The 25,715-nt window shown below is 62.6% G+C and carries 24 protein-coding genes; 18 read left to right on the top strand and 6 right to left on the bottom strand.

Features of this window, described 5'->3' with window-relative positions; genetic code table 11:
• Positions 1–82: 82 nt before the first annotated feature.
• The 3 genes from J7392_RS15170 (at position 83) to J7392_RS15160 (ending at position 2,856) form a co-directional block, all read left to right on the top strand.
• A complete protein-coding gene (locus tag J7392_RS15170) occupies positions 83–892 on the top strand; it encodes an ABC transporter substrate-binding protein (protein ID WP_209218338.1) in 810 nt (269 codons plus the stop codon).
• A gap of 80 nt (positions 893–972) precedes the next feature.
• Positions 973–1,644 carry an amino acid ABC transporter permease gene (locus J7392_RS15165; RefSeq protein WP_067265504.1) on the top strand — a complete coding sequence of 224 codons (672 nt, stop codon included), beginning with the start codon at positions 973–975 and terminating at the stop codon, positions 1,642–1,644.
• A 72-nt stretch (positions 1,645–1,716) separates the two neighbouring features.
• A complete protein-coding gene (locus J7392_RS15160) occupies positions 1,717–2,856 on the top strand; it encodes an aminotransferase class V-fold PLP-dependent enzyme (RefSeq protein ID WP_209218337.1) in 1,140 nt (379 codons plus the stop codon).
• Between the two features lie 25 nt (positions 2,857–2,881).
• On the opposite strand, the gene J7392_RS15155 is transcribed toward J7392_RS15160, so the two are convergent.
• On the bottom strand, positions 2,882–4,471 hold the full coding sequence (locus tag J7392_RS15155; protein WP_209218336.1) for an ATP-binding protein: 1,590 nt from the start codon (positions 4,469–4,471) through the stop codon (positions 2,882–2,884).
• 249 nt (positions 4,472–4,720) lie between these two features.
• Between J7392_RS15155 and J7392_RS15150 the strand changes: the two genes are divergently transcribed.
• Positions 4,721–5,575, top strand: a complete 855-nt coding sequence (locus tag J7392_RS15150) for a fumarylacetoacetate hydrolase family protein (RefSeq protein ID WP_209218335.1) — start codon at positions 4,721–4,723, stop codon at positions 5,573–5,575.
• A gap of 31 nt (positions 5,576–5,606) precedes the next feature.
• Here J7392_RS15150 and J7392_RS15145 read toward each other — a convergent pair whose 3' ends face one another.
• Together J7392_RS15145 and J7392_RS15140 are read right to left on the bottom strand one after the other, a co-directional pair.
• On the bottom strand, positions 5,607–7,679 hold the full coding sequence (locus J7392_RS15145) for an ATP-binding protein (protein ID WP_209218334.1): 2,073 nt from the start codon (positions 7,677–7,679) through the stop codon (positions 5,607–5,609).
• A 162-nt stretch (positions 7,680–7,841) separates the two neighbouring features.
• Entirely contained in the window at positions 7,842–8,705 is an 864-nt protein-coding gene (locus J7392_RS15140) for an alpha/beta hydrolase (protein WP_209218333.1), read from the bottom strand.
• A gap of 233 nt (positions 8,706–8,938) precedes the next feature.
• Here J7392_RS15140 and J7392_RS15135 point away from each other — a divergent pair, with 233 nt between their 5' ends.
• The gene (locus tag J7392_RS15135) at positions 8,939–9,544 is read left to right on the top strand and encodes a helix-turn-helix transcriptional regulator (protein WP_209218332.1); all 606 of its coding nucleotides are present in this window, start codon (positions 8,939–8,941) and stop codon (positions 9,542–9,544) included.
• Between the two features lie 13 nt (positions 9,545–9,557).
• Here the strand turns inward: J7392_RS15135 and J7392_RS15130 are convergent, their stop codons facing one another.
• Positions 9,558–9,782, bottom strand: a complete 225-nt coding sequence (locus J7392_RS15130; protein WP_209218331.1) for a hypothetical protein — start codon at positions 9,780–9,782, stop codon at positions 9,558–9,560.
• A gap of 285 nt (positions 9,783–10,067) precedes the next feature.
• Here J7392_RS15130 and J7392_RS15125 point away from each other — a divergent pair, with 285 nt between their 5' ends.
• Together J7392_RS15125 and J7392_RS15120 are read left to right on the top strand one after the other, a co-directional pair.
• The gene (locus J7392_RS15125; protein WP_209218330.1) at positions 10,068–12,593 is read left to right on the top strand and encodes a PAS domain-containing protein; all 2,526 of its coding nucleotides are present in this window, start codon (positions 10,068–10,070) and stop codon (positions 12,591–12,593) included.
• A gap of 1 nt (position 12,594) precedes the next feature.
• A complete protein-coding gene (locus J7392_RS15120; protein ID WP_067265519.1) occupies positions 12,595–13,233 on the top strand; it encodes a response regulator in 639 nt (212 codons plus the stop codon).
• A gap of 105 nt (positions 13,234–13,338) precedes the next feature.
• Here J7392_RS15120 and J7392_RS15115 read toward each other — a convergent pair whose 3' ends face one another.
• Entirely contained in the window at positions 13,339–14,460 is a 1,122-nt protein-coding gene (locus J7392_RS15115; RefSeq protein ID WP_209218329.1) for a Do family serine endopeptidase, read from the bottom strand.
• Positions 14,461–14,622: 162 nt separating this feature from the next.
• Between J7392_RS15115 and J7392_RS15110 the strand changes: the two genes are divergently transcribed.
• From J7392_RS15110 to J7392_RS15085, 6 genes are all read left to right on the top strand, one after another.
• On the top strand, positions 14,623–15,294 hold the full coding sequence (locus J7392_RS15110) for a response regulator transcription factor (protein WP_209218328.1): 672 nt from the start codon (positions 14,623–14,625) through the stop codon (positions 15,292–15,294).
• Complete coding sequence (locus J7392_RS15105; protein WP_209218327.1) at positions 15,291–16,640, top strand: HAMP domain-containing sensor histidine kinase; 1,350 nt, start codon at positions 15,291–15,293, stop codon at positions 16,638–16,640. Before J7392_RS15110 ends, J7392_RS15105 begins: the two co-directional genes overlap by 4 nt.
• 90 nt (positions 16,641–16,730) lie before the next feature.
• Complete coding sequence (locus J7392_RS15100) at positions 16,731–18,209, top strand: cytochrome ubiquinol oxidase subunit I (protein ID WP_209218326.1); 1,479 nt, start codon at positions 16,731–16,733, stop codon at positions 18,207–18,209.
• A 1-nt stretch (position 18,210) separates the two neighbouring features.
• Positions 18,211–19,218, top strand: a complete 1,008-nt coding sequence (cydB, locus tag J7392_RS15095) for a cytochrome d ubiquinol oxidase subunit II (RefSeq protein ID WP_209218325.1) — start codon at positions 18,211–18,213, stop codon at positions 19,216–19,218.
• Complete coding sequence (locus tag J7392_RS15090; RefSeq protein WP_136720396.1) at positions 19,218–19,328, top strand: DUF2474 family protein; 111 nt, start codon at positions 19,218–19,220, stop codon at positions 19,326–19,328. Before cydB ends, J7392_RS15090 begins: the two co-directional genes overlap by 1 nt.
• Before the next feature lie 82 nt (positions 19,329–19,410).
• Complete coding sequence (locus J7392_RS15085; RefSeq protein ID WP_209218324.1) at positions 19,411–20,376, top strand: NADPH:quinone oxidoreductase family protein; 966 nt, start codon at positions 19,411–19,413, stop codon at positions 20,374–20,376.
• Here the strand turns inward: J7392_RS15085 and J7392_RS15080 are convergent.
• Positions 20,373–21,353 (bottom strand): DMT family transporter, encoded by a 981-nt coding sequence (locus J7392_RS15080; RefSeq protein WP_209218323.1) that lies wholly within the window; start codon positions 21,351–21,353, stop codon positions 20,373–20,375. The two genes, J7392_RS15085 and J7392_RS15080, sit on opposite strands and share 4 nt — an antisense overlap.
• 103 nt (positions 21,354–21,456) lie before the next feature.
• Here J7392_RS15080 and J7392_RS15075 point away from each other — a divergent pair, with 103 nt between their 5' ends.
• The 5 genes from J7392_RS15075 (at position 21,457) to J7392_RS15055 (ending at position 25,713) form a co-directional block, all read left to right on the top strand.
• Positions 21,457–21,978 carry a carbon monoxide dehydrogenase subunit G gene (locus tag J7392_RS15075; RefSeq protein WP_209218322.1) on the top strand — a complete coding sequence of 174 codons (522 nt, stop codon included), beginning with the start codon at positions 21,457–21,459 and terminating at the stop codon, positions 21,976–21,978.
• A gap of 63 nt (positions 21,979–22,041) precedes the next feature.
• Positions 22,042–22,971, top strand: a complete 930-nt coding sequence (locus J7392_RS15070) for an ABC transporter ATP-binding protein (protein ID WP_209218321.1) — start codon at positions 22,042–22,044, stop codon at positions 22,969–22,971.
• Positions 22,968–23,729, top strand: coding sequence for an ABC transporter permease (locus tag J7392_RS15065; protein WP_067265544.1), 762 nt, complete (start codon positions 22,968–22,970; stop codon positions 23,727–23,729). The genes J7392_RS15070 and J7392_RS15065 overlap by 4 nt, the downstream gene beginning before the upstream one ends.
• Before the next feature lie 59 nt (positions 23,730–23,788).
• On the top strand, positions 23,789–24,586 hold the full coding sequence (locus J7392_RS15060) for a S49 family peptidase (protein ID WP_209218396.1): 798 nt from the start codon (positions 23,789–23,791) through the stop codon (positions 24,584–24,586).
• A gap of 167 nt (positions 24,587–24,753) precedes the next feature.
• Complete coding sequence (locus J7392_RS15055) at positions 24,754–25,713, top strand: calcium/sodium antiporter (protein ID WP_247744594.1); 960 nt, start codon at positions 24,754–24,756, stop codon at positions 25,711–25,713.
• Positions 25,714–25,715: the final 2 nt, after the last annotated feature.

The raw sequence follows: 25,715 nt of genomic DNA, 5'->3' as shown, positions 1-25,715 counted from the left end.
CAATTGAATTCGTATACGAAAACTGGCAGCCAATAGGGGAAAGCTTGCCGCGCTGCGCGGGGGTGTTCACAGGGAGCAAAACATGAATCTGAAAAATAATCTGATCGTTGGCCTCACCGTCGCGGCGCTGACGGCACTGTCGGGCGTCTCTGCCATGGCGCAGGACGTGCTGAAAATCGGCTCTTACCCGGCGAACCCGCCATGGGAGTTCAAGAACGAAGCGGGCGTGTTCGAGGGGTTCGAGGTCGACATCATCAATGAGGTCGCGGCTCGGCTTGGCAAGACGACCGAAATCAGCGGCTACGACTTCCGCGCGCTTTTCGTGGCCACCGCTTCGGGCCGGGTGGATGCGGTGATTTCCTCGCTCACCATCACCGATGAACGGCTTGAGGCGCAGTCTTTCACGCAGCCCTATTTCTCTGGCGCATTGGGGGTCGGCACCAAGACCGACGCCGGGATTGCCGATCTCGACGGGCTGGAGGGCAAGCGCATCGGTTCCATCGCCACCTCTTTCCCGGAGAATTGGTTGAAAGAGCGGGAGGGTGAGCTCGGCTATAAATCCTATTCCAGCTATGACACCACCGCCAATATGCTGACTGATCTGCGCAGTGGCCGGATCGATGCCGCGGTGAATGATATCGTCAGCCTGCGCTACGCCTTTGCCCAGCCGACGATGCAGGGCTTGCAGGTCTCGGTCGAGATTCCGACGGGCGATAGATTCGCGATCATGATGCCCAAGGGCTCTGAGCATCTGGAGGCGGTCAACGATGCGATCTCTTCGATGAAAAAGGATGGCACCATGGCGGCGCTCTATGAGAAATGGCTCGGCGTGGCCCCCGCCGAGGGCAGTCTTGCGGTGACCCCGCTGCCGGTGCCCACCTCGGCTGACTGATACCTTTGGGCCGTGGGCGGGGCGCCGCTCCGCCCACGGCCCAAAGCTCGCCCTCTGCGATCAAACTGACGGACTGCGCAATGGAAATCATCGACATCTTCTTCAATCTCGACGTGATGCGCCGCGCTTTCCCGATCTTGATGCGCGGGCTGCTCAACACCATTCTGCTGGGCGCTTCGGCGATTTTCTTTGGCGGTATCCTTGGCGTGCTGGTCTGTCTGGTGCGGCTCTATGCGGCCAAGCCGTTCCGGCTGCTGGCGGTTCTGTATACGGATATCTTCCGCGCCATTCCGGTGCTGGTGGTGCTGATCCTCGTCTACTACGCGCTGCCCTTCGCGGGCATCGTCTTTTCCTCATTCGTAGGGGCGACCATTGCGCTGGCGTTGGTGCTGGCGGCCTATACGGCAGAGGTCGTGCGCGCCGGGATCGAAGCCGTACCGCGCGGGCAGTTCGAAGCCTGCGATGCGCTTGGCCTGTCCTTCTTTACCACCATGCGCAAGGTGATCCTGCCGCAGGCGTTTCGGATGATGATCCCGCCGCTGGCCTCCTATGCGGTGGCGATTATGAAAGACACTTCGCTCGCCTCGGTCGTGGCGATGGATGACCTTCTGAAACAGGCCACCGACGCGCAGGCGCTTTTCGCCAACCCCACGCCGCTGCTGCTGGCCGCGCTGATCTACATCGCGATCCTTTGGCCGATGGTCCGTTTCACCGGCTGGCTAGAGCAGCATTACAAGCGCGGCTACCGCTGAGCCGAAGCGCCCCGTCCCCCACAAAACTACCGTCCCGCGCGCCTGCGCGGCCAACACCCTACGGAGATTACAATGTCCACAGAAACAGGAACGGGCGACGCCTATCTCCTTTATCACTCCATCGGCCAATACCCCGGCAAACATGCGGATATGCTGGCCGGGCTCACCGATTTCACAGATGCATGGGCCGCGCCCAACGGCGATCAATGGGCCGATGTCTTGCCCAAGCGCCAGCAGTTCATTGACCTCTGGGCCGAGTTGATCGGCGCGCCGAAGGGCACCGTCACCACGACAGAGAGCGTCACCACCGGGCTGATGGCCGTCATCGGTGCGTTGCCCGAAGGCACCCTGCGCGGCAAGAAGGTCTTGGTGGCCGAGGATGGTTTCCCCTCTCTGCACTTCCTGCTCACCGGCCTGTCGAAGCGTTTTGGTTTCACGTTGAACACTGTGCCGATCCGGCAAGGGGGCCATTGGGTCGAGGCCGAAGACATCATCGCCCATTGGGATGAGGAGGTGGCGCTGGCTTTGCTCACTTGGGTCAGTTCGACGACCTCGCACCGGTTGGACATCCCGCAACTGGTGGCGCATGGCCGCAAGATGGGGTCGCTCATCGGGGTGGATATGACGCAGGCCGTGGGGCTGCTGCCCTATGACGTGACCGCGCCGCGCGTCGATTTCGCCCTGTCGACCAGCCTCAAATGGATGTGCGGCACGCCGGGGGCGGGGATCGTCTATATGGATGCCGAACTGATCCCGCAGTGCCAACCCGAGATGCGCGGCTGGTTCTCGCAAGGCAATCCGTTCTCATGGGATCTCGACGCTTTCGAATTCGCGCCTGACATTCGGCGGCTCGACAGTGGCACGCCCTCGACCGTTCCTGCGGTGGCCAGCCTGCCAGCGATGAAATGGCGCATGGGGCAGAACACCGAAGTCTTGGCGGCGCATAACCGCAAGCTGACCGCGCAGCTACAGGCGGGGCTTGAGGAGATGGGCCTGACCCTTGCCAGCCCGGCGGACCCGGACCAGCGGGGCGGCAGTCTCATGGTGGTTCTGCCCGATCACATCGACGCGGCGGATGTGGTGGCGCAATTGGCGGCGCTGGAGATTTACGTCGACAACCGCAGCCAGACCCTGCGCATGTCGCCGGGGGTGCTGACCACCGCCGCCGGGATTGACCGCACGCTGCACGCGCTTCGGGCTTTTCTGACCTGAAGCTCGCCGGGGCCGCGATGCGCCGTCAGGAGGCGGCCATCGCATCCGGCCGCCCTTCGAGCGGCGGGAAGTCTACGAAAAAGGTCGTGCCTTCGCCCTCGGCGGTTTCAAAGCGGATTTCCCCAAGGTGCTGGTCGACAATGGCTTTGACGATGCTCATGCCCAGCCCATGCCCCTCTTTGACCCGGTAGCTGGAGCCGCGGGAAAACCGTTCGAAAAGAACCGGTTGCAGTTCCAAAGGCAGGCCGCTGCCGTGGTCTTTGACCCAGAACCCGGTGCCATCCTCTGAAAGACCAAGCTGAACCGTGCCGCCTTCGTCCGAGGCTTTGATCGCGTTGGACAGCAGGTTCGACAACAACCGCGTGAGCCGCCCTTCGTGCAGCCGCAACAGCGGTGCAGGGGCCTCGGAGGGGGTCATTTCCAAGCCGACGCCGCGCTCTTTCGCGTAGGAGACCAAGGTCTCTGAGGCTTGGGCCAAGAGCGGTGCCAAGGCGCGTTCGGAGAACCCCGATTGATCCGGTCTGCGCAGGGTTTCGACATCCAGAATATCCCCCACCATCTGATCGATCGCCCGCGCGTTGCGCATCGCAAGCTGCAACAGTTTGCGCTTTTGCGGCGGCAGATCGTCCGGGTTCAACTCAAGCAGGCGCAGCGCCCCGGTCAGCGCGGTCAGCGGTGTTTTCATCTCATGGCTGACGGTGGCGATAAGCTGGTCCTTGGCGCGTTCAAACTCGCGCTGCTCACTGACGTCGCGCACCACGCCGAGATAGCCCAGATGCTCACCGCGGTCAGTCTCGACCTTGGCGGTGGCGACTTGCCCCTCGAAAGTAGAGCCATCGGCGCGGCGGCAGGCGACGGTAAAGCCGCTTTCCTTGCTTGCCGTGCCAGCGTTTGAAAGCTCTTCGCCCATACGTTCGTAGCTGCCGAGGGTCTCGTAAAGAACCGCCGTTTGCCGCCCCAAAAGCGCGTCGGGGGTGTAGCCGAACAGTGTTTCGACCGCCGGGTTCACCATGGCCACGCGGCGGTTGGGATCGGCCATGATGATGGCCTCGGGCACGGCATCGACCATCGCCTTGAGCAACCCGCGCTGCTCGCGCAACGCGCGGCGCTCGGATTGCCGCGAGAGTTCGCTGCTGAGCCAGCGGGCGAGGAACTGGACGAATTGGGTCTGCGCCTTGCTGAACGGGGCAGGGCGCGGGGCGGTGCCGGAAAAGTTCAACGTCCCAAAGAGCGCATCGCCGATTTTCAGCGGTGCCCCGATGTAGCTTTCCAGCCCAAAGTTCTCATAGCAGGGATGGGCCGAAATCTCTTGCTGGCCCGCGTGGTGAAAAGCAGTCACATCGTCGTTGCCAAGCGTATGCAGGCAATAGGTGCCATTGATGTCGAAGGTGCTGCCCGGGGCGGGTGCCCAATCGGGCCCATGAACATAGACGCATTCATAGACCGGGTGATCCACGCGGGAGACGATGCCAAGTTCGAGGTCGAGCGCCTCTGTGCCCAGTTGCAAAAGCTTGGCGATCTTGTCTTCGACAGAGAGGTCAGGTTCGACAGCAAGCATATAGAGTTGCCGCAGCGGATCGTCGAAATCCGCCAGAGCGTTGTAAAAGTCGTTCATATTTGCCTCTGTCGTGGTCTTTGCATCTGACTTGGCGCGTGGGCAGATGTTCACCCAAGGTATCCCCCTCGGGCTCCGCTGCCAATGCCGCAACGGCTAAATTGGGGCAAGAACAAGACTTTTCACCCCGATAAGCAGACGGATGCCGATTGGCAGAGGCGGCGTGCGCCACTTTGCAAAGCGGTGGTCATCGCCAACCCAGTAGCTATGGTACGGCCAACGAGGGTTGTGAAGAGGGGAGATTTCACCATGCGATTGATGCGATACGGGGCGCGGGACGGCGTGAAAACGCCGGTGGTGCTGGATGCGGCAGGGCAGGCGCGGGATGTCAGCGCCCTTGTGCCAGACTTCACGCCCGAGACAATCCCGACGTTGCGCGAAGTGTTGGAGGGTGTCGATCTGGAAGGGCTGCCGCTGGCCCAGACCCAAGGCCAGCGCATCGCCGCACCGGTCAGCCAGCCGCGCAACATCTGGGGCGTCGGGTTGAACTATTCCGACCATGCGGCGGAGTCGGGCATGGAGGTGCCGCGCGAGCCGATCCTGTTCAACAAGGCCAGCCGCACCTATTGCGGGCCGAACGATCCGCTTCTCTATTCCAAGGAGATGAGCAAACTTGATTGGGAGGTCGAGTTGGGCGTGGTGATCGGGCGTACCACCTTGAACGTCAGCCGCGATCAGGCGTTGGATCGTGTGCTGGGCTATTGCGTCGTCAACGACGTGTCCGAGCGCGCGTGGCAGGCCGAGCGGGGCGGGCAATGGGTCAAGGGCAAGAGCTTTCCCAACTTTTGCCCCACAGGGCCAGTGCTCGTGACGGGGGATGAGTTGGGCGATCCGGGCAAGCTGTCGCTTTGGACCGAGGTCAATGGCGAGCGGCTGCAAAACGGCTCTACCGAAAAGATGATCTTCGATGTGGCGACGATTGTCTCCTACATGTCCGAATTCATCCAGTTGGAGCCGGGCGATCTGATCTGCACGGGCACCCCGCCGGGCGTGGGCATGGGGCTGAAACCGCAGCGCTATCTCAGCCCTGGCGACCGGGTTCGGCTGGGTGTGCAAGGGCTGGGCGAGCAGGAGCAAGTGGTGGAGCACCTGCCTGCGCGGTGAGGCATGGTGTTGAAGAGCCGAGGTGCGTCGTTCAGGCCACCTCGGCCTCCCGCGCTTCGGCGGCGGCGAGGGCAATGGCAGGGCGCAGGGGCAGGGTCAGCAAAAAGCTACTGCCCTTGCCCATGATGCTGGTGGCGACAAGGCTGCCGCCATGGGCGGTGGCGATGTCGCGCGAAATGGCAAGGCCCAGCCCGGTGCCGCCAAAGCGCCGGGTGGCGGTGGAATCGACCTGATGGAAGGGTTCGAAAACGCGCTCAAGTTCATCTTCGGGGATGCCGATGCCGGAATCCGTCACGCGGAATTCCACCACCTCCCCCCGGATGCGGCAGGTCAGCGAAATGGTCCCTTCGTCGGAGAATTTCGTCGCATTGCTTAGCAGGTTGATCAACACCTGCTGAATGCGTTTGCCATCCGCCAGCATCACGCCGCTGGCCGATTTCACCTTTAACTCGAGCCCTTTGTCTTCGACCATCGGGCGGAGCTGGTCCGCGGTCGGGGTGACGATATCGTCGATCTGCACCGGCTCCATCGCGATGGACAGGCTGCCCGCGTCGATCTTGGCAAAGTCGAGCACCTCGTTGATCAGGGTCAGCAGGTGATTGCCAGACCGCTCGACCGTTTGCATGATGTCGCCCAGTTTGGACATCGTCGCCGACAGCTTGGGGGAGAGCGTTTCGCGGGTCTGGGGATCAGCCTCGATGGCGGTGCATAGGTCACGCGCCGCCGGGGTCCGGTCGAAATGCCGCGCAAGGCGGACATGGCCCAGAATGACGGTCAGCGGCGTGCGCAACTCATGGCTCAGCACGCCCATGAAATCGGTCTTGGCCTTGTTCGCGTCCTCGGCGGTCAAAAGCGCCTTTTTCAGATCGGTCACATCGATCCGCAGACCCACGACGCTGCCGTCCTTCATCCGCCGGTCTGACGTGCGGATGATGCGACCATCGGGCATGCGCTGCTCGGTCTCAAAGGCGCCGTTCTCCCGCTTTTCCAGCCAGATGCGGATCCATTCCTCTTCCTTGCCGATGGCATCGGGGACCATGCCGCGGCGGATGCTGTCCCGCACGATCTTCTCATAGGTTGAGCCGGGCTTCACCACGTCGCTATAGCCATGAATCTCGCGGTATTTTTCGTTGCAAAGCACCAAAGTGCCCCTGGCGTCATACATGACAAAACCGTGGTCCAAGGCTTCGACACCGGTGCGCAGGCGTTCTTCGGCAAGTTTGCGGTTGTCGGCCAGACGCATGATGTACCACGCAAAAATCGTAACGCCGAGCGCGCCTTGCAGACGCAAGAGCCAGTTCAGCCAGAAGTCCGGGCGGTGCTCTGGCCAGCCGCCTTTGACCGTGGCGGCCAGTTGCCAAGTGCCAAAGGCAAAGCTGAAGTCGAGCTTGATCGGGTCGACCAAGGTCATTTCTGGGTCGCCGATGATGGTCTGTTCGACCTCTCCCTCTGGCGTCAACTCGCGGATGGCCAGATCATATTTCTCGATCAGTTCAGGGATTTGCAACCGGGTGACGAGGGCGTCGTAATCGACCACCATCGAGAGGATGCCCCAAGGCGTGTCCGGCGCGGCATTGGTGCCGGTTGAATCAAAGATCGGATGCCGCAGGATCAGCCCGCGCCCGCCCTGCACCAGATTGACCGGGCCGGTCACCAGCCCCTCACCGCTTTGCAAAGCCTGTTCGACTTTCGGCAATTGCGCCGCGTTCTGGCGGTAGTCCAGCCCCAGCACGCCACGATTGGCCTCATAGGGGTGAACGATAGTGACAACGAGATCGGGGGCCACGGCGAGGTTGATGACATCCGGGTTCTCGGCCATGAACTCTGCCGCGCGGGCGCTGAATTCGGATTGGGTGATCGTCGGGTTCTCGCTGATGACGGTGGCCAATTCGCGCAGTTTCAGGATCTGCTCGAAGATATCCGCGCGGATCCGTTCGCGGACTTCGATCAGCTCCAAGGTGGTGTCGAGCTCCAGATCCTGCATGTAGGTCTGGTAGGACAGCGTCTCGATCCGGTGGCCAAAGCCAAGGACAACGGCGCAGAGCGCGACCAGCACGACAATCCGTTTCGCGCGCTGAGACAGCGCATTTCTGATCTTTTCCATGCCGGCTTTGCCCAAAATGGTCCCTGTCCTCCACGCTCCGGCCTTCTGAGGGCCGGATGCGCCCCGGGGGCATTAGACCGCACAGTTCTTTGTTGACGCAAGAAAAATACCCGGATGCATGCAAATGCCGGGGCAGTAGCGTCAATTTTGCATAAATCGCGCCTATGAGGGTGCGGATCGCCCCAATAGTTCAACCAGAACGCGACGCAGCAGGGCGATGTCTTGGGGGGTGGACATGCTGGGGGCATGGCCGCAGCCGGGGAATTCGGTCATGTCTGGCCGGGGGCCGCTTTGCGTCATGCGCTGTGCGGCCTCGGGTTGCAGCAGGTCCGACTGCGCGCCGCGCAGCAGATGAGTAGGCGTGCGGGTCCGTGACCAACGGTCCCATGTCGACAACTCATGCGCCGAGGCGGTGAATTGCACGGTGATGCGCGGATCATAATGCAGGGTCAGCCGCCCATCCCCACGGCGCCGCAGTGACGACCGCGCCATGCGCTGCCAATAGGCATCTGCCGCCGGGCCGAAGGGGGCATAGGTCTGGCGCAGCCAGGCTTCTCCTTCGGCGAAACTGTCGAAGGCGGGCAGGCTGCCCACATAGGAAAGGATCCGCTGCACCGCGGCCTCGGGCAGTTCGGGGCTGATGTCATTCACCACCAAGGCGCTGACCCGCCGCGCCTCAGGGCTAGAGGCCACATGCATCCCGATCATGCCGCCCAGAGAGGTGCCGAACCACGCGGCGCGGTCGATCTGGAAGTGATCCAAAAGCCCCGTCGCGATTTGCGCGTAATGTTCGACCGAATATTCCACCTCAGGATCTCGCGCCCAACTCGACCTTCCGCGCCCGATCATATCAGGACAGAGCACATGGAAATCCCGCGACAGGGCGGCGGCGGCCTCATCGAAATCGCGCCCGGTGCGGGCCAGACCGTGCAGCATTAGCACTGCGGGCTTCTGGCGATCACCCCATTCGGCGACATGCACCTCATGGCCCATTACGGGGACAAAGTGGAAATGGGGGGCGGTCATTGGCGCGTGCCTTTCCGGGTCAGCATGGACATAGCGCGGGTGATGTCACCCGCGCCCTTGCCCCCTGCCAGCCGTACCCGCGCGACCGCGGCCCGCGCGATCATGGCGCGTCCGCCATGCGCTTGCGTGTTAGCATCGCGTCCTCCCTGCGCGGGCCAGCGCCGTGTTGCGCCGCCTCCTCCCGTCGACTAGCTTGCGGTTTCAGCATCGGAAATAGAGTTAAACGGAGCAAGATGGTGGAAATACGTACCGACGATTGCTTTGCGCAGGGGCGCTTTGAAGAGCTTGCCTTTGTTCATGCGCCCGTCGGGCTTGTGGTGACCGAGAACCGCTGCATCCGCGACTGCAACAACGCCTTCGCGGCCATGTTCGGCTATGCGCGCGGCGATCTGCGCGACCAGCTTTTCGCCATTCTCTACCCCTCGGATGAAGAGTTCGTAAACATCCGCGACCGCGGCGTCGACCAGCTGCGCAAGACCAATACCTATTGGGACGAGCGCATCATGGCACGGCGGGACGGCAGCCTGTTCTGGTGCCGGGTGCGCGGCCATTCCTTCACCCCCGAACGCCCGCTCGACCGCGCGGTTTGGAGCTTTGCAGACCTTTCTGCCGAACGGCCCTATCTGCCGCTGACCCGGCGCGAGCGCGAGATCCTGAGCCACCTGGCAGAGGGGCTGACCAGCAAGCAAATCGCGCTCAACCTCGATATTTCGCACCGGACGGTAGAGGTCTATCGCGCGAAATTGCTCAAGAAATTCGGCGTCAGCAATACGTCGGGCCTGTTTCATTCGCTGGGCGGGATCGACAGTGACCATGTGGTGTCCAACAGTTCGAAGTGAGCGGTCTCGCGGCTTAGCCCGCGTCATTTCGTTCATCACCCTGTTCGGCGCTTTGTGGGGGCGGGGCCGCGGCAGGCTGCGCCTCACCGTCGGATTTGCCCGCCTTCTCAGCGGCTTCGGCCATCGCGTCGGCCTGAGCGTAGAGGCTGCGGATCTCCATCAGATCGGCCTGCGTGGGCGTCTTGCTTTCTGCCTTTTCGTCAGAGGGCTTCGAGGGTGGGGTTTCACTATCTGTCACTGCAAAATCCGCGTTTTGACCATAAAACACACGGTTAATTCCGTAGGTGGCCAGAGGCTAACGGCCCGAAAATTTGTCGCCAATTGGGCAAAGCCCCAGCGGGGTCAGGGTTATCCCCTATAGGCAGGAACAAGCTGCTGAAATTAGGGCAGATATTTTCACGAAATTTCGGCGCGCCATCGTATACCCGTTTTGCGAGGCGGTTTAATCGGCCCTTGTCAGGGTTTCCCCCAATAGACAGGGGAGCCGAAAAAGCCGACCTTTTGAGGGAAAGTAGAGGTGCGCATGAGCTTGGTCGCGGCGTTTACATTGATTGCGCTGTGCGGGATCGTCTTGTCCGGCGTGATGATCGCCAAGCAGATCGGCGATGCGATCAACCGCTTCGCCGTGGGGGGCGCGGTTGCGGTCTTGGCGCTTTATGTCGTCGTGGTGTTGGCATCGGCCCCGCGCGGCGGCGCCTATGGCGACCCGATCGAACTGGTCTTTGCGGTGGCGGCGCTTGCGGTGCTGGTGGCACAGGTCTGGCGCGTGATGCGCAACCGGCGCAAGCTGCAAAACACCGCCAATACCGATGAGACACGGCGCAGATTGCCCGACTTCCTCGACCATTTGCCGGTGCAGGCGGCCTTTCTCACGCCCGATATGACCTATGCTTTCGTCAATGACGCCTATAGCGCGTCCTTCGGCAGGCCAGCGGATGAGATCGTGGGCAAACACCTGTCGCAGATCGTCCCACCGGACCTGCTGGACGAGATTTCGGACAACCTTGAAAAGGCCTTGGCCGGGCGGCAGGTCACATGGCATTTCGATTTCTCGCGCCCCGTGCTGGACCGCACCCAAGGGGCGGCGGTCTATCAGCCGCTGTCCGACCGGGGGCAGGTGGTGGGGGTGTTGGTGATGATCATGGACCGCTCCGCCGTGCAGGACGCGGTGCATGAGGCAGAGGTCAGCGCGGCGAAACATGCGCTTGCGGCAGAGGTGGCGGGGATCGGCTATCTGGAGTGGGATCAGCAGGGCGCGCTGGTCGATGCCTCGCCCGAGGTGGAAGCGCTTTTGGGCCGCGACGCGCAAGACCTGCGCGAGATGTGGCAGCAGGGGCAGAGTTTCGTGGAGCCGCGCAGCCGCGCCACGATCCGCAACAACCTGCATATGGTGCATATGGCGGGCAGCCGCCCGCGCGATGTGGTGGAGAACGTCAAGTTTCTTGCCGCCAGCGGACGCCAGATCGAAGCGCGCGCCTGCATTCGCCGTTTGGACCGGGGCCGTCATGTGCATCTGCTGGCCGCGATTCAAGATGTGACGGATCAGCAGAACGTGCTGACCGAACTGGTGGAAAGCGAAACCCGCTTTCGCGACTTCACCGAAAGCGCGACCGATTGGGTCTGGGAGATGGACGCCGAAGGGCGTTTCACCTTTCTGTCTGGCGGTGGCCGTCAGACCGACAGCGAAAGCCCGATCTTCGATCTGGGCAAGACCCTTGCCGACGCCGATGTGGCGAAAGACCAAGGGGATTACGACCTGCTACAACAACGCTTCGCCGCGCGAGAAGCCTTTCGCGATCTGCGATTGGTCTTGCCCTTGGGCAAGGAGCGGACACGGCAGATCGACATGTCAGGCAAACCTTTCTTCGATGCTCAAGCGGAACTGGCAGGCTATCGCGGCACCTGTTTCGACATGACCGAAATCGCCACCGCCGAGACCGAGCGCAAAAGCGCATTGGAGGCTCTGGCGCTGGCTTTCGAGAATATCTCGACCATGGTGGCGCTTTTCGACAGCAGCGACCGGCTGGTCTATTGCAACGAGGAATATCGCGCGACCTATGCCGGGATGGAGGGCGATATCATCGGCAAACACTTCGATGAATTGCTCGCCCATTTTACCCAGACCGGCAAAATGGCAACGACCACCGAAGGCAAGACCCGCTGGAGCGCGCAGCGGCGCGACCGGCGCAACACCCCGGCCAAATTCTTTCGTGCGCGGACATCGACGGGCCGTTGGCTGGAGGTGACGGATTATCCCGTGGCCGCGGGCGGGCTTTTGACCATCGCCTCCGACATCACCGAAAAGGTCGAGCGCGAAGAGCGGCTGCACCGGCATGAAACGGCGCTGCAACTGCTCAACCGGCGCGAAACTCTGGGCCAGATGACCGCCGCCATCGCCCATGAATTGAACCAGCCTTTAGCCGCTATTCACAATTTTGCCGCAGGCTGCGTGCTGCGTGCCAAGAACGACCAGCTTGAGAGAGAGGATATGATCGCCGTGCTCAACAATATGCAAAGCCAATCTGAACGGGCCAGCGCCATCCTGCGCTCCATGTCGAACTATCTGCATAGCGACGATGCCGACCGCAATGCGGTCCGTTTCGATGAGATCCTCCGCTCGGTGCAACTGCTGATCCAGCCCGAAAGCTCGGCCACCGGGGTCACCGTTGCCATCAACGATCAATGTGGCGAAGTCGCCCTGCATTGCGCCCGGATCGAGATCGAGCAGCTGTTGATCAACCTGATCAAGAACGGCATCGACGCCTGTCGGGAGGCGGAGCGTGCGGATGCCGAAGTCTCGGTCACCGCGCGCTGCGAAGCCGGGGAGATCGTGATCGACGTGGCCGACGCGGGACGCGGCTTTGCCCCGGACATGCCCGCGCAGACCGCTTTCAGCGCCTTCCGCTCTACCAAGGACAAGGGGCTTGGCGTGGGGCTGGCGATTTGCGAAACGATCGTTCTGTCCCATGGCGGAACGATTGCCGTGACGAAATCCGATGCCGAGGGCGCCTGCCTGACCGTGCGTCTGCCGTTGGAGGTGCAAAAGTAGAATGTCGCAAGAGGGGATCGTTTACGTCGTCGATGATGACGCCGCGGTGCGGGAGTCTCTGGTGTGGTTGCTGGGCTCCGTTGGGCTGCGCGCCATTCCCTTTGCATCGGCGGCGGCGTTCCTTGACAGCTATGAGGACAGCGGTTGCTGCTGCCTTGTGAGCGACGTGCGGATGCCGGGGATGAGCGGTTTGGAGTTGCAAAAGGCGCTGAACGCGCGGGGGATCAAACTGCCGCTGATCCTGATGACGGCCTTCGGCGATGTCTCTACCGCCGTGACGGCGATGAAGGCGGGGGCGGTGGATTTCATCGAAAAACCCTTTAACAACCAAAACATGCTCGACCTGATTAACGCGGCCCTTCAGTCCGATGCGGCCCGGCGCAAGAGCAAGGCGGCAGAGGTCGAAAATGCGCAACTTCTGGCCCGGCTCACCCCACAGGAGCACCGGGTGTTCGAACGTGTGGCGGCGGGGCTGTCGAACCGTGAGATCGGCAGCGAGATGGACATCTCCATCAAGACGGTCGAGGTGCACCGCGCGCGGGTGATGCGCAAGCTTGAGGCGAATTCCGTGGCGGAACTGGTGCGGTTTCATATGCACAATGCTCCATCAGGGGAAGGTGATGGCGGCGAGGGCACATAAAAAGCCCCGGCAGTGCAGGACCACCGGGGCAGGCTGCCCAGCCCCCGGCGAGGGCGAAGGGCTGGGGGCTTCCCGGCGGCATGAGGGGCGCCGGGAAGGCGTGGATCACGCCGGCTTGGGTTCCAGCGCGCCCACGGTCACGTCGAGGGTCTGTTCGGACCCTTTGCGCAACACAACGACCTCTGCCGCGCTCTCGGGCGTGGTGGTGGCCACCGCACGGGTCAGGTCGCGCAGATCGTCCACCTCTGTGTCGCCGAAGGACAGGATGATGTCGCCCTTCTTAAGGCCCGCTTTGGCGGCGGGGCTGTCTTCGGTGATCGCTTCGATCACCGCGCCGCGCGGCTCGTCATAGCCCAGTACATTGGCGACCTCGGGGGTCATGGGCCGGATTTGCACGCCCAGCCAGCCCCGCTCGACCGACCCGTCATCGGCCAGATCGGCGACGATGGTCTGCACCAGATCCGAGGGCACCGAGAAGCCGATGCCGACCGACCCGCCACCGGGGCTCAGGATCGCGGTGTTCACGCCCACGACCTCGCCCTCGTTGTTGAACAGCGGCCCGCCGGAGTTGCCGCGGTTGATCGCCGCGTCGGTCTGGATAAAGTCATCGAAGGGGCCTGCCTGAATATCGCGCGACAGGGCCGAGACGATGCCCGAGGTCACGGTGCCGCCAAGGCCGAAGGGGTTGCCTACGGCCACGACCTCATCCCCCACGCGCAGGGTTTTCGATGTGCCGAAGTCCACCTTGGGCAGGTCCACATCCGCAGAGACTTTCAGCAGCGCGATATCGGTCATCGCGTCGCTGCCCACCACCTCGGCGTCGAACTTGCGGCCATCGGCAAGCTTCACGGTCACGGTCTCGGCACCTGCGACGACGTGGTGGTTGGTCACGATCTGGCCGTCCTCGGAGATGATGAAGCCCGAGCCCAGACCCTGACGCGGGGCGGGGGCGGCGCCATCCTGACCGGGCAGCATGTGCTCGAACCGGCGGCGCAGTTCCTCGGGCATGCCGGGGGGCAGCTGTTGCTGGGCGACGGCCTGCTGCTGCTTGCCGGTCACCTCGATGAAGACGACGGCCGGGGAGACGGCCTCGACCAGGTCGGCATAGCCGCCCGGCGGGACCGCAAGCGCGGCCGAGGGGGCCAGCGCCAGCATCGGCGTGGCGGCCATCGCGGCGCTGAGCGCAAGGGCGGCGGCGCGGGGGGGCTTGGAAAGGGTCTTGGTCATTGCATGCTCCTTGCTGTGCATTCGGTCGTTCCGGGAGCCTATCTGGACCTGCGGTTTTACAGTGCCTTGCCGTGCCCTATACAAATTTGTGAGATTGCCGCCTGTGGGCTGCACGGGCCGCGAATTTGGCATAACTCATCGGCAATCCTACATGAGGACAGGATGAAACTGCTTGTTGTCGAAGACGATAACACCACCAGCACCTATATCGCGCGCGGCCTGCGCGAAGAGGGGCATGCGGTGGATGTAGTGGCCGATGGCCGCGACGGGTTGGTGCAGGCCACCACCGGGCAATATGACGTGCTGATCCTTGACCGCATGCTGCCTGAGTTGGATGGGCTGACGCTGCTGAAAACCCTGCGCGGGGCGGGCAATACCACGCCGGTGCTGTTGCTGACGGCCATGGGCGCGGTGGAGGACCGGATCGACGGGCTCAATGCCGGGGCGGATGACTATCTGGTCAAACCCTTCGCCTTCGGAGAGCTTTCGGCGCGGGTCAACGCGCTGGCCCGCCGTCCGCAGGCGCTGGAGCAGGAGACAACCCTGCGCGCGGGCGACCTAACCATGGACCTCATCAGCCGCCGGGTGACGCGGGCGGGCCAAGAGATCGACCTGCTGCCGCGGGAGTTTGCCCTTTTGGAGCATCTCTTGCGCCGCAAGGGCAGGGTGCAGACCCGCACCATGCTCTTGGAGGCGGTCTGGGACATTTCCTTTGACCCGATGACCAACGTGGTGGAGACCCATATCAGCCGGTTGCGGGCCAAGGTCGACCGGCCCTTCGAGACCGAGTTGATCCAGACCGTGCGCGGCGCGGGCTATAGGATCGACGCATGAGGGCGCGGCTCGCGGGGCTCTGGCGGTCGATGCCGCTGCGTCTGGCGCTTTTGCTGGTGCTTTTGTTCACCATCGTCAGCCTGCTCAGCCTCGCGGCCAGCTATGCCGTCACCCAGCGGTCGTTCGAGCAAGCGATCCGCGCCGATCTGGCGCAGGACATGGCGGGCTTTCGCGCCGCCCCCGGTGCCGCCGCCCTCGCGCGGCTGGTCGAGGCGGAATCGCGTGAGACCGACCCGAACCGGCTGATCCTCAGCTACATCGGTCCCAACGGGCGCATTTACGGCAACGGGGCCATCGCGCGGGATAACGAGGGCTATCACATCGTCTCGATTGGCGCGGCGCGGGCGGAGTATCGGGGTGTTTACCTGACCCTGACCGACACGCTTTATGGCGGGCTTTTGACCATCGCGCGCAGCCGGGCCGAGATCACGGCCCTGCGTGAGGTTTTCGTCAATATTCTGCTGGTAAGCCTGCTGCCCACGGTGCTGATCGCGCTGTCGGGCGGGCTGATCCTTGCCCGCCGCTCCAAACGCCATGTGGAGGTGATCCGTGCCACGCTAGACCGGCTGACGACAGGGGATCTGGCCGCAAGGGTCGCGCCGGGGCCGCGCTGGTCGGATGACCTGTTGCGCATCGGCGAGGCGGTGAACCAGATGGCCCGGGCGCAGGAAACCTCTGTTGCCGCGCTGCGGCAGGTCTCTCTCGATATCGCGCATGATCTGAAGACCCCGATTCAGCGTGTCTCTGTCCATCTTGACGATCTGGACCGGGCCGAGGCTGCGGGCGCGGACCCCGCCGAACCGCTGGCCCGTGCCCGGGCCGAGTTGGAGGGCATCGCCGCGATCTTTCAATCGCTTTTGCAATTGGCGCAGGTGGAGCAGGGCGAGGCCCGCGCGCATTTCGCCTCCGTCGACCTCACCGCGCTTTGCCGCACCATGGTCGAGCTTTACGAGCCTGCAGCAGGGGAGCAGGGCAAACGCCTGCTTTGCGATCTGCCCGAACCCCCTGTTCATGTCACCGGTGACCGCGCGCTTTTGGGGCAATTGCTGGCCAATCTGATTGAAAACGCCCTGCGCCATTCCGGGGATGCCGAGGCGGTGAAGGTCGCGCTGAAGCAGGCGGCGGGGCAGGTCACGCTCACGGTGGCGGACGGCGGTCCCGGCATTCCAACTGAGGACCGCGACAAAGTGTTGCAGCGGCTTTACCGGCTGGATCGCAGCCGGGGCACGCCGGGTCATGGGCTGGGTCTGGCGCTGGTCGATGGGGTGGCGAAACTCCATGGGGCAAGGCTGGAGCTTGCCGACAACGCGCCGGGGCTGCGCGTCGTGGTGACGTTCGACAGCTAGAACGCGGGCCAAGCACTGCGGCAATTTAGCCTGTGCCGCTCCCGCCGCCCGGTCCTATATAGGTCAGGAAACAATACGCGGGGGCTTCATATGCTCGACGGTTACACCGCCGAAATCCTAGCGCGGGTGCAGTTTGCATTCACGGTTTCGTTTCACATCATCTTCCCGGCTTTCTCGATCGGGTTGGCGAGCTTTCTGGCCGTGCTCAACGCGCTCTGGCTGTGGAAACGCGATGAGACCTATTTGAAGCTCTTCAACTACTGGAAGAAAATCTTCGCGGTGGCCTTTGGCATGGGGGTCGTCTCGGGCATCGTCATGTCCTACCAGATCGGCACCAACTGGTCGGTCTTCTCTGACAAGGCGGGGCCGGTGGTCGGGCCGCTGATGGCCTATGAGGTGCTCTCGGCCTTTTTCCTTGAGGCGGGCTTTTTGGGCATCATGCTTTTTGGCCGCAAACGGGTGGGCGACGGGTTGCATATGTTCGCCACAGCGCTGGTCGCGCTTGGCACGCTGGCCTCGGCCACATGGATCCTGTCAGTGAACTCTTGGATGCAGACGCCTGCGGGCTTTGCCATCAATGACGTGGGCCAGTTCGTGCCCGAGGATTGGTGGGCGATCGTCTTCAACCCCTCCTTCCCCTACCGTTTGGTGCATATGGTGTTGGCGGCCTATCTCACTACGGCGCTGGTCGTCGGCGGCGTCGGGGGGCTGCACCTGCTGCGCGACCGTGCGGATGCGGCGGCGCGGCGGATGTTCTCCATGGCGATGTGGATGCTCTTGCTGGTCACACCGCTCCAGATCCTCGCAGGCGATATGCACGGGCTGAACACGCTGGAGCATCAGCCCGCCAAGGTCATGGCGATGGAGGGGCATTACGACAGCCACCCCGAGGGCGCGCCGCTGATCCTCTTTGGTATCCCGAACCCTGAAGAAAAGCGCATCGACTACGCGGTGGAAATTCCCAAACTGTCGTCGCTGATCCTCAAGCATGATCTGAACGCGCCGCTCGACGGGCTGGACACGATTCCGGACGCGGATGAGCCTCCGGTGGCCATCGTCTTCTGGTCTTTCCGCATCATGATCGCGCTTGGCTTTGCGATGCTGGGGCTGGGGCTTTGGGCGGCCTTCGCGCGGCTGCGCGGGTGGCTTTACGATGCGCCGATGTTGCACCGTTTGGCGCTGGTGATGGGGCCGACCGGCTTTGTCGCGGTGCTGGCGGGCTGGATCACGACCGAGGTCGGGCGGCAGCCCTTCACCGTCTACGGGCTGTTGCGGACCTCGGAAAGCCTTGCCCCGATCGAGGCACCGGCGGTAGCGACCTCCCTGATCGCTTTCATTGTGGTCTATTTCTTCGTCTTCGGCGCGGGCACTTGGTATATTCTGGCGATGATGCGCAAACCGGTTGTCGGCCATGTGCTGGAAGACGAGCGTGACGACGTTCAGGGGGGCGACGCGCAAGACGGGGCGGCGCAGAACGACCCGGCGCGCGGCGAGGGGCCGATCCTTGCTGTCGGCGAAGAGGCGGCGGTCAGAGACAAGACCGCGTACAACAAAGGCGAGGAGAGCTGAGATGTTTGGACTTGAACTTTCGTTCATCTGGGCTGGGATCATCGCCGCAGCGGTGTTGATCTACGTCATCCTCGACGGCTTCGATCTGGGGGTTGGGCTGCTCTTTCCGATGACCAAGGATGAGGGCGAGCGCAATGTAATGATGAACTCCGTCGCCCCCATCTGGGACGGCAATGAGACATGGCTTGTATTGGGCGGCGGCGGGCTTTTCGCCGTCTTCCCGCTGGCCTATGCGGTGGTGATGCCCGCGCTTTACATGCCGATTATCCTGATGCTTCTGGGGCTGATCTTCCGCGGCGTCGCCTTTGAGTACCGTTGGCGCACGAAACGCTGGAAACCGCTGTGGGACATGGCATTCTTTGGCGGCTCGCTGGTGGCCTCCTTCTGTCAGGGCATCGCCTTGGGCGCGCTGGTGCAGGGGATCGAGATCGAAGGTCGCGCCTATGCGGGCGGCTGGTGGGACTGGCTCACGCCCTTCTCGATCCTGACCGGTGTGGCCGTGACCACGGGCTATGCGCTTTTGGGCGCGACTTGGCTCAATATGAAGCTTGAGGGCCGCATTCAAGCGCATATGCGCCGCCTTGCATGGCCGTTGGCGGTGGCGACACTGGTCTTCATGGGGCTGGTCAGCCTTTGGACCCCCTTCACCGACGCAGTCTATTTCGAACGCTGGTTCGCGTGGCCCACCGCGCTCTTCAGCGGCATCGTGCCGCTCTTGGTGGCGCTTGCGGCTTTCGGCATGCTGCGCGGGTTGCAACGCCGCGGCGACAAGCAGCCGTTCTTCTGCGCGCTGGCGCTCTTCGTGCTGGGCTTCATCGGCATCGGGATCAGTTTCTACCCGCATATGGTCCCGCCCAGCCTGACCATTGCAGAGGCTGCCGCCCCGGATGAGAGCCTGATGTTCGCGCTGGTCGGCACGCTGGTGCTGCTGCCGCTGATCCTGAGCTACACCGCCTATGCCTATTGGGTGTTCCGCGGCAAGATCGACCCCGAGGAGGGCTATCACTGATGCGCCATTGGCTGAAACGCGCGGGCTGGTTCGTGGCGCTTTGGCTGGCCAGCGTCGCCCTGCTGGCGGTGGTGGCCTATGGCATCCGGCTGGTGATCATGCCCGGCTGACGCAGCGGCGCGGGCCACGGGCCTTGCCAAGCGCGCTGGCTTCTGGCCTCTTCGGGCCAAAGCAGCACGAAAGGACAGCCCGATGCGCGCCATGCGAGTCACCGCCTATGACGAACCGCTCACCCTGCAAGAGCTTGAGATGCCGATGCCGGGGCAGGGCGAGGTGCTGGTTCAGGTCGAGACCTGCGGGCTGAACTTTGGTGATCTGTTGATCATCAAGGGCACCTATCAGGAAAAACCGCCGCTGCCCTTCACGCTGGGGATGGAGATGGCGGGCACGATCACCGCTCTGGGCGCGGGGGTGGATCACCTGAAGGTCGGCCAGCGCGTGGCGGCCTATACCGGCTTTGACGGTCTGGCCGAATATGCCGCCATTCCGGCAGCCGTCTGCGTGCCGATCCCCGAAGAGATGACAGCGGTCGACGCGGCGGCCTTTCTGATCGCCTATGGCACCAGCCATGTGGCGCTGGACTATAAGGCGCGGTTGCAGCCGGGCGAGCGGCTGCTGGTCTTGGGCGCCTCGGGTGGCATCGGGCTGACGGCGGTGGAACTGGGCAAGCTGATGGGGGCCGAGGTGATCGCCGTGGCGCGCGGCGAAGATAAGCTTGCCGTTTGCAAAGAGGCGGGTGCCGATCACCTGATTAGTTCCGAGACCGACGACATCCGCGCCATCGTCAAGGAATTGGGCGGGGCCGATGTGGTCTATGACCCGGTGGGCGGTGATCAGTTCAAAGCCGCCATGCGCGCCTGCAACCCCGAAGCGCGGCTGATCCCCTTGGGCTTTGCCAGCGGCGAGGTGCCGCAGATTCCGGCCAATATCCTGCTGGTCAAGAACCTCACCGTTTTGGGCTTTTACTGGGGCGGCTATGCCAAGATCAAACCTTCGGTCCTGACCGACAGTTTCGCCGAGCTGATCAAATGGTATGTCGCGGGCAAGCTGAAACCCCATGTCAGCAACGTCATGCCGCTGGAACAGGCCAACGAGGCGCTGGCCCTGCTGCGCGACCGCAAGGCGACGGGCAAGGTGGTGGTGGAGGTGGCGGCTTAAGCCCGCCGCCCGCCCTGCAAACGGGTCACGCGCAGCGCCTTCTGGCGCTCGCGTAGGTAGACGAACAGACCCGAGGCGAGGATCAGCGCGATCCCGACCCAGACCTCCCAGACCGGGAGGTCGCCGAAGATCACGAAACCCCAGAACACCGCCAGCGGCAGGCCGATATATTCGAACGGGGCGACGGTGGCGGTATCCCCCAGCCGGTAGGCTTGGCTGAGGCAATAGCCGATCAGCGCGATGTTCAACCCGATGCCGAGGAAGGTGAGGTAATCCTCCCGCGCAGGCCAAATCCACGCGCGCAGCAGGAACTGGAGCGAGGCACTGCTGCCCTCATCCACGAACCGCCCATCGCCTGCGATCAGGAAAAACCCCAGCGACACGGCGACAAAGGCGGCTTGGATATAGACCATCAGCGCCGAGGCTTTGGAGTTCACGCCCAGCTTGCGGGTCATCAATTGGTTCAACGCATAGGTCAGCGCCGCTAGTACCGGCAGCAGCAGAACCCAGCGAGAGGTTTCGAGCGTTGCCGTGCTGGCCCAAGGGCGCATCATGATCACCACGCCGATGAACCCCACGATCACCGCGCCAAGGCGCAGCGGGCCGACCTTTTCACCCAGCAGCGGGATCGACAGCACCGTGATGAAGAGGGGGGCTGCAAAGAACAGCGCCGTCGCCTCGGCCAACGGCAGAACCGACAGCGCCAGAAAGAAGGACATGTTCGAAATCACGATGAGCAGCCCGCGCAGCAGATGCAGCCCCGGCTGTCGCGTCTTGAGCAGGTGAAATCCGCCTTCGAGCTTGACCAGCACCAGCCCCAGCAGAATCCCAATGGCCGAGCGGGTAAAGACGATCTGATGCAGCGGATAGCCGCCCGACAGACGTTTGATCAGCATGTCATTGACCGAAATCGCGGCGACGCCGAGAAGGATCAGCCCGATCGCCAGTCCGGCGCGGTTATGGGAATTACTTGTCATGGCAAAGACCTATCAGCCCGGGGCGTAAGGTCCAGCGCTTTGACATTGGTTTGCGCAGAATTACCCGCTAGACTGCTGCGATACGCCAAAGGGAGAGCCAGCCATGCAGATGTCCGACACCCGCCAGATCGCCGCCACCCCCGCCGAGGTTTACGCGGCATTGCTGGACCCGGAGATGCTGCAAACCTGCGTGCCCGGCGCGCAAGACGTCTCAGGCTCGGTCAAAGAGGGTTATGACGCGACGGTGGTGCAAAAGGTTGGCCCGGTGAAGGCGACGTTCAAGGGCCATGTGACGCTCTCCGATCTGGTGCCGAACGAAGCGCTGACCATCACCGGCGAGGGCAAGGGCGGTGCCGCCGGTTTCGCCAAAGGCGGGGCCGAGGTGCGGCTGGCCGAAAAGGACGGCGGGACCGAGCTGAGTTATGATGTCGAGGCCAAGGTCGGCGGCAAGCTGGCGCAGCTTGGCAGCCGGATTATCGACGGTTTCGCCAAGAAAATGGCGGATCAGTTCTTCGACAACCTGCAATCCTCGCTCGAAGGTCCGGCAGAGGAGGACGCAGAGGCGCCGGCCACCGAAGAAGACGCGCCTGCCAAAAAGGGCTGGTTCGGCCGCGCCAAGACCTGAAGGCATCTGTTCAGCCGGTCCAAAGCCGGTTAGGTTGCGCGCCTTACCAAAGCGGAGACGACCATGCCGACAATCGTGGATATTCAGAACCTGCGTAAATCCTACGCGGGCGGTTTCGAGGCGCTCAAAGGGGTCAATTTACAGATCGAAAAGGGCGAGATTCTCGCGCTTCTGGGCTCGAACGGGGCGGGGAAGACGACGCTCATTTCGACCATCTGCGGTATCACCACCGCGACCAGCGGCAAGGTGACCGTCGGCGGCCATGACATTCGGGATGATTTCCGCGCGGCCCGTTCCATGATCGGGCTGGTCCCGCAGGAGATCAATCTCGAACCCTTTGAGAAGGTCATCAACACGGTGCGCTTCTCGCGCGGGCTGTTTGGCCGTCCGGCGGATGAGGCGGTGTTGGAGAAAATCCTGCGGCAACTCTCGCTCTGGGATAAGAAAGACAGCCAGATCCGCGAGCTTTCGGGCGGGATGAAACGCCGCGTGCTGATCGCCAAGGCGCTGGCGCATGACCCGAAGGTGCTGTTTCTGGATGAGCCGACCGCGGGCGTCGACGTAGAACTGCGCAAGGACATGTGGGCGATCGTGGCGGAGCTGAAAGCCTCGGGCGTGACGATCATCCTGACTACCCATTATATCGAAGAGGCCGAGGCCATCGCCGACCGGATCGGCGTCATCGCCAAGGGCGAATTGCTGCTGGTCGAAGAGAAACACGCGCTGATGGCGCGCATGGGCAAGAAACAACTCGAAGTCCAGCTGACTGAGCCGATCACCGAAGTGCCGCTGGCGCTGCAATCGCCGGACGTGGAATTGTCCGCCGATGGGCAATCGCTGATCTACACCTATGACACCAATGCCGAGCGGACCGGCATCACCAAGCTGCTCTCCAAGGTCGCGGAAAGCGGTCTGGTGCTGCAAGACGTGGCGACACGGCAAAGCAGTTTGGAAGATATCTTTGTCGATCTGCTCAAGGAGGATGCGGCATGAACTGGACCGCGATCAAAGCCATCTACGCTTTTGAAATGGCGCGTTTCTTTCGCACCATCACGCAGAGCATCATCTCCCCTGTGCTCTCAACCTCGCTTTACTTCGTGGTCTTTGGCGCCGCTATTGGCAGCCGCATTGATGAGGTCGAGGGCGTGAGCTATGGCGCCTTCATCGTGCCGGGGCTGATCATGCTCAGCGTCATCACGCAGTCGATCTCCAACGCCTCTTTCGGGATCTATTTCCCGAAGTTCATCGGCACGGTTTACGAGCTGCTCTCGGCCCCGATCAACTTTTTTGAGATCGTCATCGGCTATGTCGGTGCGGCGGCCACCAAGGCGCTGTTCATCGGCACGATTATCTTGATCACGGCGTTTTTCTTTGTCGATATCACCATCCAGCATCCCATCGCCATGGTCGCTTTCCTGATCCTGACCTGTATCAGCTTCGCGCTTATGGGGTTCATCATCGGCATCTGGGCGGGGAATTTTGAGCAGTTGCAACTGGTGCCGCTCTTGATCGTCACGCCGCTCGTCTTCCTTGGTGGGTCTTTCTACTCGATCTCGATGCTGCCGCCGGTCTGGCAGGTGATCTCGCATTTCAACCCGGTGGTCTACCTGATCTCGGGCTTTCGCTGGGCGTTTTTCGGCGCGGCGGATGTGCCGATCATCACCAGCCTTGCCGCCATCGCGCTGTTTACCGCGCTTTGCCTCGGCGTGATCTGGTGGATTTTCCGCACCGGCTGGCGTCTGCGGGCCTGAGCCTACGAAACTTGGGCCTCCGCCTTGTTTGCGCGGGGTGGGCGTTCTACATGAAGAGCATGAGAATTCGGCTGCCCTTCCTGAAATCCCCGCCCAGCGTTTCCGTAATCCGGCTTTCCGGCATGATCGGCGCGCAGGGCCGCGCGGTATTGAACGATGCCACCATGGGTCCGGTCATCGAAAAGGCTTTTGCCAAGGGCAAGCCTGCCGCTGTCGCCTTGGAGATCAACTCCCCCGGTGGCAGCCCGGTGCAATCGTCGTTGATCGGCGCGCGCATCCGGCGGCTGTCCGAGGAAAAGAACATTCCCGTCATCGCCTTCGTCGAGGATGTGGCCGCTTCGGGCGGCTATTGGCTGGCGGCCGCAGCGGATGAGATCTACGCGGACCCAAGCTCGGTCGTCGGCTCCATCGGGGTGATCTCGGCCTCCTTCGGGGTGCATGAGTTCATCCGCGATCATGGGGTCGAGCGGCGGGTCTATACGGCAGGGCAGAGCAAATCCATGCTCGACCCGTTTCGCCCGGAAAATCCCGAGGATGTCGCGCGGCTGAAACTGCTGCTTGAAGACATCCATGAGAACTTTATCGACCATGTGAAGACCCGCCGCGCGGGCAAGCTGCCCGAGGGGCAAGACCTCTTCACCGGGGAAATCTGGCTGGCGAAACGCGCCGCCGAACTGGGGCTGATTGACGGGATCGGTCATCTGAAACCGCTGCTGAAAGAGCGCTTTGGCGACAAGGTCAGGCTGCGCCGCTATGGCGTGAAACGCGGGCTGTTGTCGCGATTTGGCGTGCAGATGATGCAGGACGCAGTGCAGGGCATAGAGGAACGCGCGGCCTTTGCGCGGTTTGGACTCTAGCCCATGGTTTTCAAGATCGTCCTGCTGTTTCTGGTGGCCATGGGCCTCATGGCTTGGTTTGGAAAAATGCATTGGCTGGGGGGCAAACGTCTGACCCGGTCCAAATGCCGTGACTGCGGACGTTACCGCATTGGCAAAGGCGATTGTGCCTGTAAGGGAGGGCGTTGATGCTGATGCCATGGCTACTTTCGGGGCTTGGCCTCGTGATCCTGCTGTTTGCGGGGGATGCGCTGGTGAAAGGGGCAGTGAACCTGTCGCTGCGCCTCGGCGTGCCTGCGTTGATCGTCAGCCTGACCATCGTGGCCTTTGGCACTTCGGCGCCGGAGTTGTTGATCTCGGTCAAGGCGATTTTGGACGGGGTGCCGGGGCTGGCGCTTGGCAATGTGGTGGGGTCAAATACGGCCAATATCCTGATGGTGCTGGGCATTCCGGCGCTTTTGGCGACGATGCACACCTCGGAATGCAGCACCCGCAAGACCTATAACCAGATGATCGCGGCCTCGCTCTTGTTCATCGCGCTGGCCTTCCGCGGCGTCTTTGACTGGATCGCCGGGCTGATCCTGCTCGCCGGTCTGGCCTATATGCTTTTCGACGCTTTCCGCGATGCCAAGGACCACCGCCACGCCTGCCGCAGCGGTGCGGCAGAGGATGAGGAAGAGCCCGAAGGCGCGGACCCCGATATGGCGGGCTGGCAAATCGCGATGTTCCTGATCCTCGGCTTGATCGGCCTGCCCTTGGGGGCGAGCCTTTTGGTGGATAACGCCACGATCATCGCCCAGACCTATGGGGTCAGTGACACGGTGATCGGCCTGACGCTGGTGGCCGTGGGCACGTCGCTGCCGGAACTCGCGACCACGGTGATGGCGGCGCTGCGCCGTCAGGCGGATGTGGCGCTTGGCAATGTGATCGGCTCCAACATGTTCAACCTGCTGGCGATCATCGGCATTGCGAGCCTTGTCGGTCCGATCTCGGTCGACGAAGCTTTCTTGCGGATCGACCTTTGGGTGATGTTGGGCGCGTCCCTCTTGCTGATCCCCTTTGTCTATCTGGGCCGCGATATCACCCGGCTATGGGGCGTGGTGCTCAGCGCGCTTTACGGGCTTTATTTGTTTATCATCCTGATCTGAGG

The sequence above is a fragment of the Sulfitobacter sp. R18_1 genome (assembly GCF_017743915.1).
In the GTDB taxonomy this organism is placed as follows: domain Bacteria; phylum Pseudomonadota; class Alphaproteobacteria; order Rhodobacterales; family Rhodobacteraceae; genus Sulfitobacter; species Sulfitobacter faviae.
This window is presented reverse-complemented; position numbering and strand designations above follow the sequence as displayed.